The 15914-nt window shown below is 64.3% G+C and carries 16 protein-coding genes; 4 read left to right on the top strand and 12 right to left on the bottom strand.

Annotated features, from left to right (window positions below):
* The first annotated feature begins 4 nt into the window (after window positions 1-4).
* The 4 genes from BLR85_RS02295 to BLR85_RS02310 are packed head-to-tail and all read left to right on the top strand — an operon-like array spanning window position 5 to window position 3228.
* Window positions 5-1942, top strand: coding sequence for a nitric oxide reductase activation protein NorD (locus tag BLR85_RS02295; protein WP_093148644.1), 1938 nt, complete (start codon window positions 5-7; stop codon window positions 1940-1942).
* A gap of 2 nt (window positions 1943-1944) precedes the next feature.
* Window positions 1945-2514 (top strand): cytochrome c oxidase subunit 3, encoded by a 570-nt coding sequence (locus tag BLR85_RS02300; RefSeq protein WP_244520584.1) that lies wholly within the window; start codon window positions 1945-1947, stop codon window positions 2512-2514.
* Between the two features lie 6 nt (window positions 2515-2520).
* Window positions 2521-2793 carry a hypothetical protein gene (locus BLR85_RS02305; RefSeq protein WP_093148648.1) on the top strand — a complete coding sequence of 91 codons (273 nt, stop codon included), beginning with the start codon at window positions 2521-2523 and terminating at the stop codon, window positions 2791-2793.
* A gap of 51 nt (window positions 2794-2844) precedes the next feature.
* Complete coding sequence (locus tag BLR85_RS02310) at window positions 2845-3228, top strand: hypothetical protein (protein ID WP_093148652.1); 384 nt, start codon at window positions 2845-2847, stop codon at window positions 3226-3228.
* 62 nt (window positions 3229-3290) lie between these two features.
* Here the strand turns inward: BLR85_RS02310 and BLR85_RS02315 are convergent, their stop codons facing one another.
* The 12 genes from BLR85_RS02315 to BLR85_RS02370 all read right to left on the bottom strand — a co-directional run bounded on the left by BLR85_RS02315 (window position 3291) and on the right by BLR85_RS02370 (window position 15568).
* On the bottom strand, window positions 3291-3947 hold the full coding sequence (locus BLR85_RS02315) for a Crp/Fnr family transcriptional regulator (protein ID WP_212635005.1): 657 nt from the start codon (window positions 3945-3947) through the stop codon (window positions 3291-3293).
* Between the two features lie 396 nt (window positions 3948-4343).
* Entirely contained in the window at window positions 4344-4685 is a 342-nt protein-coding gene (locus BLR85_RS02320) for a copper-binding protein (RefSeq protein WP_093148660.1), read from the bottom strand.
* Window positions 4686-4711: 26 nt separating this feature from the next.
* On the bottom strand, window positions 4712-7900 hold the full coding sequence (locus BLR85_RS02325) for an efflux RND transporter permease subunit (RefSeq protein ID WP_093148663.1): 3189 nt from the start codon (window positions 7898-7900) through the stop codon (window positions 4712-4714).
* Window positions 7897-10086: an efflux RND transporter periplasmic adaptor subunit gene (locus BLR85_RS02330; protein WP_093148666.1), complete on the bottom strand. Its 2190-nt coding sequence runs from the start codon at window positions 10084-10086 to the stop codon at window positions 7897-7899. The genes BLR85_RS02325 and BLR85_RS02330 overlap by 4 nt, the downstream gene beginning before the upstream one ends.
* Before the next feature lie 671 nt (window positions 10087-10757).
* Complete coding sequence (locus tag BLR85_RS02335; protein WP_093148670.1) at window positions 10758-11645, bottom strand: c-type cytochrome; 888 nt, start codon at window positions 11643-11645, stop codon at window positions 10758-10760.
* Window position 11646: 1 nt separating this feature from the next.
* Window positions 11647-12210: a c-type cytochrome gene (locus tag BLR85_RS02340; protein ID WP_093148673.1), complete on the bottom strand. Its 564-nt coding sequence runs from the start codon at window positions 12208-12210 to the stop codon at window positions 11647-11649.
* Between the two features lie 42 nt (window positions 12211-12252).
* The gene (locus tag BLR85_RS02345) at window positions 12253-12609 is read right to left on the bottom strand and encodes a hypothetical protein (RefSeq protein WP_093148677.1); all 357 of its coding nucleotides are present in this window, start codon (window positions 12607-12609) and stop codon (window positions 12253-12255) included.
* Window positions 12609-12992 (bottom strand): c-type cytochrome, encoded by a 384-nt coding sequence (locus tag BLR85_RS02350; protein WP_093149158.1) that lies wholly within the window; start codon window positions 12990-12992, stop codon window positions 12609-12611. Before BLR85_RS02350 ends, BLR85_RS02345 begins: the two co-directional genes overlap by 1 nt.
* A gap of 225 nt (window positions 12993-13217) precedes the next feature.
* Entirely contained in the window at window positions 13218-13724 is a 507-nt protein-coding gene (locus BLR85_RS02355; protein WP_093148681.1) for a c-type cytochrome, read from the bottom strand.
* On the bottom strand, window positions 13717-14136 hold the full coding sequence (locus BLR85_RS02360) for a DUF411 domain-containing protein (RefSeq protein ID WP_093148683.1): 420 nt from the start codon (window positions 14134-14136) through the stop codon (window positions 13717-13719). Before BLR85_RS02360 ends, BLR85_RS02355 begins: the two co-directional genes overlap by 8 nt.
* A gap of 12 nt (window positions 14137-14148) precedes the next feature.
* Complete coding sequence (locus tag BLR85_RS02365) at window positions 14149-15075, bottom strand: WD40/YVTN/BNR-like repeat-containing protein (protein ID WP_093148687.1); 927 nt, start codon at window positions 15073-15075, stop codon at window positions 14149-14151.
* 88 nt (window positions 15076-15163) lie between these two features.
* Window positions 15164-15568 carry a hypothetical protein gene (locus BLR85_RS02370; protein ID WP_139188289.1) on the bottom strand — a complete coding sequence of 135 codons (405 nt, stop codon included), beginning with the start codon at window positions 15566-15568 and terminating at the stop codon, window positions 15164-15166.
* Between the last annotated feature and the right edge of the window lie 346 nt (window positions 15569-15914).

The raw sequence follows: 15914 nt of genomic DNA on the forward strand, positions 1-15914 counted from the left end.
CCAGATGAGCAGGATCGAATTCGAGCCGTGGGAACCCGAGGAAACCGTCGGAAAACTGTGGCACGCCTTTGCCAGCCGTCTGGATGCGCCGGAGGTGCATCATGGCGCCGCGGTCGACCTTTCGGAGGTCGCGGGGCGGTTGGCGGTCCTGTTCCGCGGATTGGGGGGCGGCCATTCGGTCGAGCTGCGCCCGATCTCCGACGAGATCTCCCGCCACCGGCTGAGTTTCCTGCGTCGCCTGGGAACTGAGGTCGAAACCGCCCCTAGAGCGAGTTTCGACGGCGAGATCCTCCGTCTCCCCGCGCGTCTGGCGGTGTTCCCGAAACGCGAAGCAAATGCGGCGCTCTATCTGTGGTTGACGGCGGCTGTGGCCCATGCGCCCGACCGGATCGCGGAGGACGATCCGCTGCGCTCGGATCTGCGCGCACTGATGGCGGCTCAGGCGATGGTCTCTGCCGCGCTGGAGAACGCGCCCGGCTTGCGCGATCTCTATGCGGCCCTGTGCGAGGGCACGCTTCATCAAAGACCGACTCCCACGTTGCCGGTTGTCGAAGCCCGCATGGAGGCGCTCCTGCGGCACATGCTCGGCGATCGGGCGGCTCTCTCGCCCGAGGTGAAGGCGCTGCAAGACGCCATGGCCTCGGGGGAGCTCTTTGCCATTTCCGCGCCGCGCGGCTACCGGCCCTTCCGCCCCGTGCCCCTCTGGCCGGACCTGCGTGAGGTCGTCTTCTCGGCGGGCGACGAGGTGGAAACGCGCGAAACCGATGGTACCCCGGAAGAGGCGGGCGACAAGACATTCCGTGCCCGGCGGCGGCAGGCAGATCAGGCCGAACGGGCCGACAGCCTGATCCTGCACAAGTTCGAAGCGATCCTGAGCTGGGCGGAGTTCCTGAACCTCAATCGGCGTGTCGATGACGACGACAATGACGATGCGAAGAAGGCGGCCGAGGATCAGGACGAGATCGGTCTGGGGCAGATCTCCAAGGCGCCCGCGACGCGGCTGAAGCTGCATCTGGACCTCGCGCCGGAGGATGTGGACCGGGAGCGGCTCTCCGCGAAGCTGACCTATCCCGAATGGGACGCCCGCTCGGGCAGCTACCTGCCGGACCATGTCCGTGTGCTGGCCAGCACCGCGGAAGCGCGGGAGGAATACGAAGGTTATGCCAAAGACCCGCGCACGGCGCGACGGATCCGCTCGGTCAGGCGGCAGTTCGAAGCGCTAAGGCCGGGCAGGGTCGTGACCCGAGGGCATCTGGATGGCGACGCGCTCGACCTCGACGCCACCGTGCGGGCCCAGGTCGACTGGAAGGCGACCGGGCAGGGCACAGAACGGATCTGGACACAGACGCGGCCGGAAGCGCGCGATCTGGCGGTGTCGATCCTGCTCGACGTGTCCCGCTCCACCGAGAGCGCTGTTTCGGGGCGCGCGGTGATCGACATCGAACGCGAGGCGCTGGACGCGATGGCCTGGGGGCTCGACGCCTGCGGCGACGATTTTGCCATCAATGCCTTCTCCTCGCTCAAGCGCCACCGCGTCTACGTGCAGAACTGCAAGCGTTTCGACGAACCGATGTCCCGCATCGTCGAGGAACGGATCGGTGGGCTGAGGCCCGGTTTCTACACAAGGCTCGGCGCGGCCATTCGGCACGCAAGCGCCGGGCTCGCCACGCAGACCCGAAAACGCAAGCTGCTTCTGGTCATCACCGACGGCAAACCGAACGATCTGGACCACTACGAAGGCCGCCACGGCATTGAAGACACGCGCATGGCGGTGCGCGAAGCACGCCGCGCTGGTCAATCCGTTTTTGGCGTCACGGTCGACAGGACGGCCAAGAGCTGGTTCCCGCGTCTTTTCGGGCAGGGTGGGTTCGAGGTCGTTCCCGACCCGGACAAGCTCACCCAGGCGCTGCCGCAGATATACCGGCACCTGGTCGGAGCCTGACCATGACCGAAACGCAAGCCCGGTCCGAGCCGCGCAATGCGCTGGACGAGCTTCCCGGCGAGCTTCTCATGTGGGTGCTCATCGTCAGCGAATTGCTGGTGTTCGGTGCCGGGCTTGCGGCCTTTCTGGGGGTGCGGATCTCCGATCCCTTCGGTTTCGCCGAGGCGCAGGACCACCTTCACCGCACCGGAGCCGCTCTTAATACTGTGGTTCTGATCACAAGCGGCTTCCTGGCCGCGCGCGCGGTTCAATTGCGGCGGAACGGACAGAGGACCATGGCCCGCTGGCACCTGATAGCCGCGATGCTTCTTGGCGGGGTGTTCCTCTGGATCAAGGGGATCGAATTTGCCGAGAAGGCAGAACAGGGGATCGGGGTCGAAACCCATCCGTTCTTCATGTTCTACTATCTGCTGACCGGGTTTCATGCCGCGCATGTCGTCGCCGGAATCGTCATTCTCGGTCTCGTTGCGATCTGGGACGAGGCGCACATCATCGAGGTCGGCGCCGCTTTCTGGCACATGGTCGATCTTGTCTGGGTGCTGCTCTTCCCCGTCGTCTACCTGCTTGCGTGAGTCTCCATGCCCCTGAAATCACTTACATACGCCTGGCTCTCCCTGATCCTGTTGAGCGGTGCCTCGGCGGCAATTGCCGTAATGGTTTGCCAGAACGCGGTGCCCACCATGACCGGCGCCGCCACCCTGTTGGTCGCCTGGATGAAGATGCGCGTGATCCTGTCGCGCTACCTGGGTCTCTGGCGGGCGCCCTCATGGAGAGCGGGCTTCAACGGGGTTCTTGGGGGGTACTGCCTGCTTTTGCTCGGGCTCTACGTGATCCCGGTGCTCGCGAGCTGACATCTTCTGTCGGGGAGCAACGAATTTCGGGACGAGAAGGGAGGAAAGAAAATGCGTTGGCACATTCTCATCGGAGGCGCTGCGATTGTGTTCGGAACATTGACCATTCTGTCCGGCGGTATGGTGCTCTGGGGACCGCAGGCCGTTCGAGAGGGGGCGGGTGACATCGTTCTGCCCGTGCTCTGGTTCAATGCTTTTTCCGGACCGGCATATGTGGCAGCCGGCGTCGGAATTGTCTTCCGGCGTGCCTGGGCTGTGACGCTTTCCCGCGTGATCGCCACAGCGATTGCCATCGTGCTGGGGGTATTCGTTATCCTGATCCTGGCAGGTTCCGCCTGGGAGGCGCGCACGCTTGTGGCGATGGTCGTGCGGCTGGCCTTCTGGATCGTCGCGGCGCGGATCGCGTCTCTCGCAAGAAACGAGATTGCCGGCTGACGGCGTGGCCATTGGCCCGACAGAGGTCCCCGGCACGCGCGCCGAACGCCGGCAGGTCAGACCTACCTGTTCCAGGAGTCCGCGGGATCCGACATCGCGAACTCCCGCAACCGTTCGATGTTCTCGATCGCCGCATCGTAACGGTTCACCTTGACCCCGAAGGTTCTGAGCTTTGCAAACGCCCGTGACAGGCTTTCCGGCTTCATCCCCAGACGACCGGCAATCAGCACCTTGTCATAGGGAAGCGTTACCACGCAGCTATTCTCGTCACTGTCGGAGATTTCGAGCAGGAATTCCGCAAGGCGTTGGGCACCCGTCTGGGCCTTGAGCTGTTCGAGCTGATCGACGAGCGAATGGAGGTGGGTGAATGTGGAGGCAAGGATCGAAATGCTCACCTCCGGATCCTTCCGCATCGTTTCGAGCAATGCACTGGTCGGGATCTGGAGCAGATGGCAATCCGTGACGGCTTCGGCGGAAACGGGGTATTTCTTGTTGCGAAAGGCAACGGCCTCGCCAAAGCTTTCGCCTTTTGTGAAGACCGAAACGACAGTCTCGCCGCCGTTCGGCGCGACACGAAACAGTTTGACCCACCCGTCGATGACAATGTGGATAGACCGCGCGGTTTCTCCATGAAGGAACAGCGTTTCGCCACGTTCATGCTTGTGCCAGGTCGATTTCGCGATCAGTTGTTCGACATGCTCGTCTGGAAGGCTCTGCATCAACAAGGACTCGCGGGCAATATTTCTGCGTTTCTCGTAAGGCAAGGGATCTGTCCTCGATAAGCTGGAAGGTTACCGGAGGGAGCGTGGCTGATCTGGCAGCGACCGGAGTGCCGTCCAGCAAATACCGAACAGCCCCGAGAGGTCAACGCCCATTCCGGCACCCGTCCTGCGTGCGGCTTGACTATGTTCATGCAAGCCCTCGGTTCCGCGCCCTTGCATCCCCGGTGCAAATGAAGGTGGTGATGAAATGGATTCGGCGCTTTTCGCGATCCTCGTCGCGATGCCGATCCCGGTCGTTTCGCGGTCGCAAAATCATGCACGAAGGTCCGCTCGGCGAGTTCCAGGAAATGGCGCGGCGGCTTTTACCAGCGTAACGGCCGCCGCGCCTTGTCGTCAGTTCGGCATGATCGCTCCGATGGCGTACATGCCGTCATCGCCCTTGAGGAGCATCAACGTGACCTCGTCGCCGGGTGAGAACTCCCCCATCATCTCGGCATTTTCCAGAAGCGGCAGGTCCATCGTCATTGCCGGCCATCCGATCTCGGGGATCGGGCCGTGGCTGACATTTGCCGTGCCGTCTCCGATTTCATTGATAGTGGCCGTGGCGTGAACCGCGCCCTCCATCTGCTGGTCGGACATCGGCATGTTGGCGTGGTCCATTCCGTGCGACGCTTGTGCGAGCGCGGCGCCTGTCGAGAGGGCGAGGATGGTCAGGGTTTGAAAAAGAGTCTTCATGAGCGTCCTTTCAGGTTTATGGATGGTTACTCCGCCGGGACAGGCGCCTGGCCGGAGGGTTGGGTTGGAGTGGAAGAGGCGATCTCCCGATTGACACGGGGGAGCGCGAGCTGTTTCCAGATCACGAAGATCGCGGGGATCACGAACAGGGTCAGGATCGTCGCCGTGACCATGCCGCCGATCATGGGGGCCGCGATCCTCTGCATGATCTCCGACCCGGTGCCGGTGCCGTACATGATCGGAATCAGCGCCGCGAAGATCGTGGCAACCGTCATAACCTTCGGGCGCACGCGCAGCACGGCGCCTTCGAAGACGGCCTCCTCGATATCGTTCCTGTCGAGCCTGCGCCCTTCACCCTGCGCAAGCTTGCGCCTCTTTTCCCATGAGAGATTCAGGTAGAGGAGCATCACGATGGCCGTCTCGACCGCGACCCCCGCCAGCGCGATAAAGCCGACCAGCACCGCCACCGAGGTATCGAAACCAAGATACCACAAGAACCAGACGCCTCCCGACAGTGCCACCGGCAGCGCGGCGAGGATGATCCCCACCTCGATCACGCGGTTGAAGGCCATGAACAGCATCAGCGTGATGATCAGCAGGGTCGCCGGCGCGACGATCGTGAGCCGCTCCTGCATTCGTTCGATATACTCGTATTGGCCGGACCAGTTCAGCGCATAGCCGGGTGGCAAGGTGACCTGTTCGGCGACCCGTGCACGTGCTTCGGCGACGTAGCTGCCGAGGTCCCGCCCGGCGATGTCGATGAAGACGAAGCCGGTGCGCCGCGCATTCTCGGAACGGATCATGCCCGGGCCATCGACGATGCGGATTTCCGCCAGCGCGGCGAGCGGTACATGGGCGCCCGAAGGCGTGACCACCGGCAGTGTCTTCAGCCGTTCGGGGCTGTCGCGCCACGATTGCGGATAGCGCAGGTTGATCGGGAACCGTTCGAGCCCTTCGACGGATTCCGAGACCTGCATGCCGCCGATGGCAGTTTGCACGACGTTCTGCACGTCCTGCACGCTCATCATGTAGCGGGCCGCGGCCGCGCGGTTGACGTCGATCTCGATGAACCGCCCGCCCACGGGCCGCTCGGCATAGGCAGAAGCGGTGCCGTCAATGCCGCGCACGGCCTCCTCCACGGCAATGCCGATCCGTTCGATCTGTTTCAGGTCCGCCCCGGTGATCTTGACGCCGACCGGCGTCTTGATGCCGGTCGCCAGCATGTCGATCCGGTTCTTGATCGGCTGGATCCAGACATTGGTCACGCCGGGCACCTGCACGACCCGGTCCAGCTCGTCACGGATCCTTTCCATCGTCATACCGGGGCGCCATTCGCTTTCCGGCTTCAGCTGGATCGTCGTCTCGATCATCGTCAGCGGCGCGGGGTCTGTCGCGCTATCGGCGCGGCCAAGCTTCCCGTGGACGGTCTCGACCTCGGGGACGGTGGCAATCAGGCGGTCGGTCTGCTGGAGCACTTCGCGCGCCTTGCCGATCGAGACCCCGGGATAGAGCGACGGCATGTAGAGGAAATCGCCCTCGTTCAGTTCGGGCATGAATTCCGATCCAAGGCGTTGCAGCGGGTACCACATCGAGCCGACCACGGCGGCCGCGAGCACGGTCGTCGCCCAGGGCCAGGCGATGGCCGCATCGAGGAACGGGCGGTAGAGGAACACGACAACGCGGTTCAGCGGGTTCTTGCGCTCGGGAACGATGCGCCCGCGCACGAAATACCCCATCAGAACCGGCACGAGCGTGATCGACAGGATCGCCGCGGCGGCCATGGCATAGGTCTTGGTATAGGCGAGTGGCTGGAACAGGCGGCCTTCCTGGTTCTCCAGGACAAAGACCGGCAGGAAGCTGACGGTGATGATCGCCAGCGAATAGAAGAGCGCCGGCCCGACCTCGGAGGCGCATTCCTGCACGATCTGCCAACGGTTCTCGGCGGTCAGCTTCTCCTTTTCGAGACGCCGGTGCATTGCCTCGATCATGACGATCGAGGCATCGACCATCGCGCCGATTGCGATGGCGATCCCGCCCAGCGACATGATGTTGGCGTTCACTCCTTGCGCCCTCATCAGGATGAAGGCCGCGAAAATCCCGAGCGGAAGTGACAGCAGGATCACCAGCGACGAGCGCAGATGCAGCAGGAACGCCGCGCAGACGAGCACGACGACGATGAATTCCTCCGTCAGCTTCTTCTGCAGGTTCTCGATCGCGCGTTCGATGACGCCGGAGCGATCATAGGTCGTGACGAGTTCGACGCCTTCGGGCAGGTTCGGGCGCAGTTCCTCGATGCGGGCCTCCACCGCCTTGATCGTGGCGAGTGCATTGCCGCCCCAGCGAAGGATGACAACGCCGCCAACGGCATCCCCCTCGCCGTCGAATTCGCCGACGCCACGGCGCATCTCGGGCCCGAGCCGTATATCGGCCACGTCCCCCAGGGTGAGCGCCGCGCCCCGCTCGTTGACCATCAGGGGAGCACTGGCGAGATCGGCCAGCTCGTCGATGTAGCCCGACGACCGCACCATGAACTCGGCCTCGCCCATTTCGATCACGCTGCCGCCGGTCTCCCGGTTGGCCGACCGAATGGCGTTTGCGAGCTGGTCGAGCGTGATGTCGTAGGCGCGCAGCTTGTTGGGATCGACGACCACCTGGTACTGCTTGACCATGCCGCCGATCGTGGCGACCTCCGACACACCTTCGACGGCCTGGAGCTCGTATTTCAGGAACCAGTCCTGCAGTGTCCGAAGCTGTGCGAGGTCGTGCGTCCCCGTCCGGTCGATCAGCGCGTATTGGTAGATCCAGCCGACGCCGGTTGCATCCGGCCCGAGTTGCGGCGAGACCCCCTCAGGCAGGCTGCCGGTGATCTGGCCGAGATACTCCAGAACGCGGGATCGCGCCCAGTAGAGGTCCGTTCCATCCTCGAACACGACGTAGACGAAGCTGTCGCCAAAGAAAGAGAAGCCGCGCACGTCCTTCGCGCCCGGCACGGCCAGCATCGCGGTGGCGAGCGGGTAGGTGATCTGGTTCTCGACGACCTGCGGCGCCTGCCCTGGATAGGGCGTGCGGACGATGACCTGCACGTCCGAAAGGTCGGGGATCGCGTCGACCGGTGTCTCGCGGATTGCCCATATCCCGGCGGCGGCCATCATGAAGGCCAGCGCCACGATGACGAACCGGTTTGCGATCGACGCGCGGATGATTGCAGGGATCATTGCGTCAGGCCTTCCGGGGCAGCGACGCCGACAAGCGTCATGGAGAAATCGGGGTTGCGATCCAGCAGGAGTGTCAACTCCGCGCCGACAGGCAGATCGGCCGGATCGACGCGTTCGGCGATGGCGAAATCCATGGTCATGCCGGGCATGCCGATCTCGGTCATCGGGCCATGCGTGACGTTCGCCATCCGCGCGTCCGGGTCGACCGAGTTGATCTGACCCGACACTTTCATGGGAGGCGTGAGAGGCGCGACTTCAGCCAGCACCATCGTCATGCCGTCCGGCCGGGCGAAGGTGAGCGTCATCTCGGTGCCGGTGACGAGCCCGGCAGGGTCGAGCGCCGGATCGATGGCGAAATCCATGGTCATGCCGGGCATGCCGATTTCCTTCATCGGCCCATGTGTGACGGTGGCCATGCGGGCTGCGCTGTCGACGGAGACGATTGTGCCGGCGACGACGATGGGCGGTGCTGCCTCGGGTTGGGCGGGGTCGGTGGACGCGGGCGCCGGGTCGCCGACGGCACGGACAGCGATGACCGAGAACATTCCGCCCTCGTCCTTTGCCAGGTCGAACGCGATGGGCGTCTCGAGCCGAACCGTGTCCGGATCCAGACCGGATACGGACAGGTCCATCTGCATCGCCGGCCAGCCGAGCTCCGGTATCGGATCGTGTTTGAGCGTCAGTTTGCCGTCCGGCGTGACCGCCAGCGCCATTCCGGTACCGGTGGCCGCGACGCCATTGTCGGGCACGAGTTCCAGCAGCCCAAGAAGCCCGTCCGCGCCGCGTGCGGCCGTGAATGCAACCTTCTCGCCCTCTTCAAGCCGGTCGAGCGGCACGTCTGCCCGCACCGGGAACCGTGAGGTTATGGCGGGCCAGTCGAGGCTCTCCAGTGCGTCGTGGCTCACGGTTGCCAGGCGGTTTTCGCTGTCAAGTGCGACCAGTGTTCCGGTGCCGCGCGCCGGTTCCTGATCGGTCGGCGCCATCCGCATGAAACCGGCGCTCAGGGCGCTTTCGCTGTCGATGAGGAACTGCGCCGAGGCAACAACCTCCTCGCCCGGGGTCAGCCCCTGAAGGATCTCGGTGCGTCCACCCTCGCCGAAACTGTCGCGCAGCCCGGTTGTGACGAGGCGCGGGCGAAAGGTACCCTTGCCTGTCTTCAGGATCACGCGTTCGGCCGCGCCGGTGCGGATGACGGCCTCGGAGGGGACGGTCAGAACCTGTTGGCTGGTCTCCGGCAGGAGGCTCACGCTTCCGAACATGCCCGGGCGCAGCAGGCCCTCGGCGTTGTCGAAGCTCAAGCGCACGGGCAGGGTGCGGGTGCGCGGGTCGAGCTCCGGATAGACGTAGTCGATCTCGCCCTCGAAGCTGCGGCCCGGAAGATGCTCGAACCGGGCCACGGCGCGCATCTCGTTGGAAAGGCGGGCGATATCACGCTCGAACACATCCACGATCAGCCAGACGCTGCTCAGGTCAGCAACGGAGAAAGCGCGGATTCCGGGCTGGAGATACATGCCGTCTGCCGCTTCGAGCGAGATCACGACGCCATCCTGCGGCGCCTCGATCTCGATATTGCGCGCAAGCTCCCGGGTCCGTTCGATCTCCGCCAGTTGGCGGGAAGACATCCCGTGGCTCAGCAGCTTGTTGCGCGCGGAGTCGAGGATGCGGGGGTCGGAGTCATCGAGCGCCCGGATCAGATCGCCGGTCGCTGCCGCGACCAACGGCGAGAACAGGTCGAACAGGACCTGGCCTTGTTCAACCCGGTCTCCCACGGCTCGCACTTCAAGGCGCTCGATCCAGCCTTCCACGCGGGTATGGACATGGCTCGTCCGGTGCTCGTCATAGCCGACGAAGCCCACGGTCTCGATGCGCTGCGCGACATCGGTCACCTGGGCCAGCGCGGTTCGGACACCGATCGCATTGATCTCGGCCGCGCTCAGCGTGACCTCCCCGGGGTCGCCCGAGGGTTCCTGCCCGGCATAGACCGGGATCAGGTCCATTCCCATCGGGGACTTGCCCGGCCCGTCGCGGCGGAAATTCGCATCCATTGGCGCAACCCAATAGAGGATTTCCGGCTCGTCTGAGCCGTTGGGGACCACGGGATTGAGGTAGAGCCGCTCAAGATAGATCCCACCGGCCATGCCCCCGGCGAGGGCAAGAATACTAAGCGCCGCATAACGTCCGCGCATGACGACCTCCAGACGGCCGATCCCTGTTCGATCAACCCAAAGACAACGATTTGGCCACGAACCCTGTGTTCAGGGTCGCAGGTGCGATGTCAGAGGGACCGGGGAGGACGTTCGGGCAGAGAGGCTGCCTGCAACTTTATGGAAGATGTCGCCAATGGGCGCTGGCTGGCGCGGCGTGCGAAGGATTCGGGCGCCAAAAGATACGCAGGTTGCAGCTCCGCAGGGCAACATCCCGCGAAATGGCAACCCGATGACTGCACCGTGTCGGAAGGGCAGTGCTCGGAGGCGGCATTCGTTGCCGCCGCATGAGGCGTTGCGTGTCCCGTATGGGTTTCTGCCGGTGCTGCCGTTTCCTGTGCGACCGCGCCGGCCGCGTGAGCGGTGTGCTGCGCCCCGCCGTAGACAAAGGACAGGCTTCCGATCACCAGCGTCAAGCAGGTGAGCAGGGTAATGAGGCGCCTTGTGGCGGTCTGGACTGTCATCTTTGTCACGAGACGCGTCTATCTCGGGCTGGCTGATCGGACAATATACATTCTCGCGATCAGCGCGTGGAAGGGACGTTTGCCAGAAGGTTCCGTAGAGCACGGAAGGCAGACCGGGTTTGGCACAAGGCAGGCGAATGAGCCTTCCCGGATCGGTGTCCGCGGGTCAGTAGCGGCCCGCGGACGCTGTTACTCGGCGTCAAGCACATAGGTTGCCATCGCGGTTAGGTCTGCGTCGCTCAGAAAGGCTGTTCCCCCCTGAACCACCTCGCCCATGCTGCCGCCGAACGAGTCTCCGTCTGGCATGAGGCCCGTGCGGAGCGCGAAGGCAAGGTTTTCAACCGTCCAGCTTCTGGCGCGGAGATCGGCCGGTCGGAGGGAGGGCGCGTTGTCTCCCCCGGGGAGGTCCTCGTTGCCGGAGAATGTCGCGCCTCTCGAACGTGCGCCTGCAAGGTTTCGGGGTGTATGACAGGCCCCGCAATGCGCGGCGCCCCTCACCAGTTCACGTCCCCGGTTCCAGGCGGCGCTCCTGCCGTCGACGGGATCCGTTTCCGGGCGAGTCAGGAACATGGCCCGCCAGAGCTTGAGAGCCCATCTTTGGTTGACCGGAAACGGTGCCTCATGCTCTGGACTTGGCTCGGGCACCGCCGGAACGGTCTGAAAGGCCGCCCACAGATCGGCGATCTCCTGATCGGAGAAATTCGCGTAGAACGGGTAGGGGAAGGTGGGGAAGTAGGGCTCGCCTGTCGGCGAAATTCCCTGCCGCACCGCCTTTGCGAAGTCTTCGACCGTCCAGTCGCCAATGCCGAGGTCGGGGTCTGTGGTCAGGTTGGGTGGATAGAAGGCGCCGAACGGTGTCTTCAGCGGTGCCCCTCCCGCCAGCGGCGCGGCGCCGCCCGCGATGTCGGTATGGCAGGCGATACAACCGCTGGCCCGTGCGAGATAGGCGCCGCGGTTCACGTCTCCGGTCAATTCGATCGGGGCGGGAGGGCTTCCGACCGGCCGGAACATCAGGCCGAGCACAATTGCCCCGCCTGCCATCGCGAGGATTGCCGCAGTGCGCAGCAGAGCCAGCATGTCACTTCTCCTCGGCGCGGAACCTTGTATGGCAAGCCGTGCAGGCCTGACTGACCATGGCAAAGGCCATGCCGGCGGGCATCTGGCCAATATGTTCGGCACTCATCATCGGCGCACCACCGCCCATCATGCCCTGTCCACCCATCATTCCCTGGCCGCCCATCATGCCACCTTGCGTCGGCATCCCGCCGACACCGTTCTCCGCGGCGCGTTCCAGGCCCTCGGCAAAGATCTCAAGTTGTTGCGCAAGCCCAGTGAAGGTCTCCCAATCCTGCCAGATCTCGGGCCTGGCCTCCGAGGGGGCACCACCGGTCCCTTCGGGGAACTTGGATGTCATGGCCTCGCCGGCATGGGCGGCGATCCTTGCTGCTCCTGACCGCACGGCATCCGGATCATAGGGCGCGGTGCCCTGCATCATCGGCGCAAGCGCTTTCACGACCTCCGCCATGGCGGCCATCCCATCCATGCGTTCCTTGACAATGCCCATCGCCCCACTGTGGGCAAAGGCCGTGGCCGCGATGAGAGTGATGCCGGTCGCGGCGCTCAGATTTCGTTTCAGTTTCATGGATCTGCTCCTGTCTTGTCCTGTCCTCAAATCGGTCTTGGGTCAGGACGCGACGCGCGGTGGTGGGGGATCAAAGCCGTGCTTGATGCCTGGCTCGATGCGCCCGTGTGGCAGGAACTCCTGCCCGTCGAGCTCGGCAGGCGGAAATGGCATCGCGTGGATCTCGACGATGGCCTGGAAATGGCAGTCGATCCCCGGATGACACTGTCCGGCCAGTTCGCCCTCGGTGGAGGCCGGATGATGATGGGAATCTTCCCGGGCCTGTTCGAAAGGTGCCGCAACCCGATGGTCGGCGGCATGCGAGAGGGCCGGAGGAAATGCCGGCGGCGCGATCAGGACGAACACAAGCACCAGCGCCACGGCGCGGTACCAGAGTGTCATGTTCCGGTCGCGCTTCATCACCTGATCCCGTTCTCCCGCTGCAATTCCCGGATATAGAGCGTAACCCGTGCGATCTCGGTATCAGAGATGCCCTCGACCGGGGGCATGCTCCCGAAGCTCCAGTGATGGGCCCGCACCCCCGTCTTTGCCGCGAGGAGAAATGCCATGTCGCCATGGTGGCCCGGCTCGTAGATCTTGTGGACCAGCGGCGGGGCGACCCCTTGCTGGCCGGCTGCATGGGTTCCGTGGCAGCCGGCGCATTTCGCGTCGAATGCGGTTCTTCCGTGTTGGGCATCTGCTGACAGCTCCGCTGGAAGCCGCACCTCGACCATCGGCGCGCCACCGGCAATGAGCTCCTGTCCATCGGATATCCTTTCCGACGGCACCCGGGCCTGCGACATCAGAATCGCGATGGCGATCAGACCGGCGGTCACGATCGGGAATGCAAACAGTCTATTCACCAGTTCAAGTATCTCCCGCAGCCATCCCGCATTTGCCATCCCTCCAGTGCTGGAAGGTCAACAGCGAATTCGCGACAAGAGGGTGTGTTCGATATCGACCTGCGTTCCGGTGGTGCAGGGCAACGGCATCGAAAGCCATGCCGGGGAGATGGGCGCCCGCGCGCATCATTGCCCGGACATCCCCGTGTCCATGCCGGGCAGACCTGCCTGGAAGATGCGTTTCGCCTCGGGCCAGTTCGCCTTGACGAAAGACAGGATGGCGATGATCTCGCCATCCTCGAGGATGTCCCCGAAGGCCGGCATGTCGCTCTCGTAACCGGGCACCACCGCCTCGATCCCCGATTTCGTCATCGCGAAGAGATGCGCGTCGGAATGTGTGAAGGAATGGCCGGAGCCGTCCTGCGGCGGTGCTGGCATGCGCCCCGTGTCGAGGCGCCTGCGCCAGTCCGGCTGGCCCTCCCGGTTCTCGCCATGACAGGCGGCGCAATGCTCCGCATAGAGCACTTCGCCGGCGGCAATCGTCTCGGCGCTGGAAGGGGCGCCGAGAAAGGTCACCTCCGCAGGGCTGCCGGCCGCGGCACCCGAGGCGCTCGCCACGGCCAGGGTGGCGGCGGCCAGCAGACACGCCGCCTTCCGCTCTTCCGACCCTTTCGCAGGATGGGTCTTACTCATTCGAAAAGACCTCTATCCCCTCCGGTCCGTAGGAATAGACCTTGAGCGTCCCGTATTTCTCACGCGCCATGCCGGGAGAATTCTGCGGCATGCCGGGCAGGATCAACCCGGTGATCGCCGGCCGTTCCGTCAGCAGCCGCGCGATGACTTCCTCGGGCACATGGCCGTGAACCTCGTAACCGCCGATTTTTGAATGGTGGCAGGACAGCCCCTGCTCGGGAACGCCAGCCGCCATCGCCCGCCGGGCGACATTGGTGTCGTCGACAATCTCCACGTCGTAGCCACGGTCTTCCATGTATTCCGCCCAGAGACTGCAGCAGCCACAGCTCGGGTCGCGGTAGACGGTGACCGGTTCGGCAGCAAGGGCGGGCGTTGCGATCAGGGCGAGGATTGCAAGGGTGGGTTTTTTCATTGGGAATTTCCTTCAGAGGATCGTGGAGGCCGTCCAGGACAGGCCGGCGTCTCGGCTGTGCAAAAGCCTGCCTTCGGCTGCCGCGACGAGGGTGTCGGGATTGGTCGGGTCGCTGGCGAGGGCCGCGGCACCGAGCGAATTTGCCTTGCTCCAGATCAGGCCGGCATCGATGCTGGCCCAGATCCCGGAGGGCAGGGCGGCCCAGAGACGGTTCGGTGCCGCGGGCGAAGATACGAGGGCCCAAACGGGCTCTCCGGCCGGGAGCGGGACCATATCGGGCGCCTTGGCGCCCTCCAGTAGGGCGTCCAGCGCGTGTTCTGGCTGCACGTCTTGCCACCGGCAGAAACAGTCGGGGACGCGTTGCAGCCCAGCGGTCGAGCCGCCATAGAGCCATATGCCGCCCATCCCGCTGGCGAGGTCGACCGACGCCAGGCTGAGCACGTCTCGCTCCTCTCCGGCGATGAAGGGGCGATCCATCACGAATTCCCAGTTTTCTCCAGCATCCTCGCTGCGCCAGAGTCCGTCACCGGGGATGGCGGCGTAAAGCGTGTCCGGCAGCCGTGCGGCGGTGGCGAGTGCCGCGATCTCGGTCGCAGGCAAACCCCGGCCGCCTGGGACGAGAGGTTCGCCCTGGTTGTACGAAACCGCCACGCCGCCGCCTTCGAGTGCGACGATCAGGCGGTTCGGCCGCTCGGGATGCGTCGTGAGCGCCACCGGTTTGCGGTCCGGTCGGGTGCCCTGGCGCCAGCTGGCACCACCGTCCTCGCTGATCAGAAAGACGTCGCCAACGGCGACCGCGCCGCTGCCCGTGAACGCGACTGCGTGAGCCCCGGCCGGTGTCGCGGCCCCCAATGCCGGCGTTATTCCCAGGATCGAGGCCCCCATGACACCCCCCATGAAGGCGCGCCTGTTGAGCCGAAGTTCTTTGAAATATGTCATTTTCCGTTGTCCATGGATGGAGATGGAGAGACGTCGGCGCTGGCGCGCAATCGATCTCGTCACTTGCGCCGGGATCCGGCGCGGCGGTTCACATCAGAAAACGGGGTCGCGGTGGTGTCTGCGCCGGTGGTTCTGCCCGGTTGCGAAACGCTGCGTCGGCATAGCCAAAGGCGTCGGCGTTGCCGGTCACGGGGTCCGCCCATTCGACGGGCAGTGCTGCCAATTGAGCCGCGAAACAGAGCCCGCCGCATTCCGACGAACCTTCCGGACTGTGCTCATCGCAGTCGGCACAATCGAGGGCACCCATATGGGTGTGCACCACTTCGGGCATGTCAATGGGCATCGTTCCACCGGCCGCGCCCTGAACCACCGTGCCCAGGATGAACGCGACAAACATGCAGGCAGAGAGGAGTCTGACCATAAGTGACATCGACCAAAATATGCCTGCAAGTTTGAAAGATGTCGACGGAGCGATCGTCGCAAGGGACGGCATGCGATCCGCAAGGTTGCTCGGCTAGGGAGTAGATCAATCGATCCTCGCGCGCTCCTGTGGCATGGCCTCCAAGATCTGCCGGAAACGGCAAGGCTGATCGACGTATCGCAGTAGCCTGACCGATTTTGCTGCCACACGAGGCGAAGGCGGCATTCTGAAAAAGACCCGCGATCACGGCGAGCGTTGAGCAGATATCAGGCGGGAGCGCTCTGAATGGCGGGTTTGGGCCAGAAGCGAATGTTTTTGGGATGAGCACCGTTCACTCGACGCGGCGGCGCGGAATGGACTTTCCCGGGATTTTTGGAGGGCGTTTAGGTCACTTCGCGGCGCCGTGATGCGTCGGTGC

It is taken from the genome of Aliiruegeria lutimaris, assembly GCF_900099935.1.
Lineage (GTDB): Bacteria > Pseudomonadota > Alphaproteobacteria > Rhodobacterales > Rhodobacteraceae > Tropicimonas > Tropicimonas lutimaris.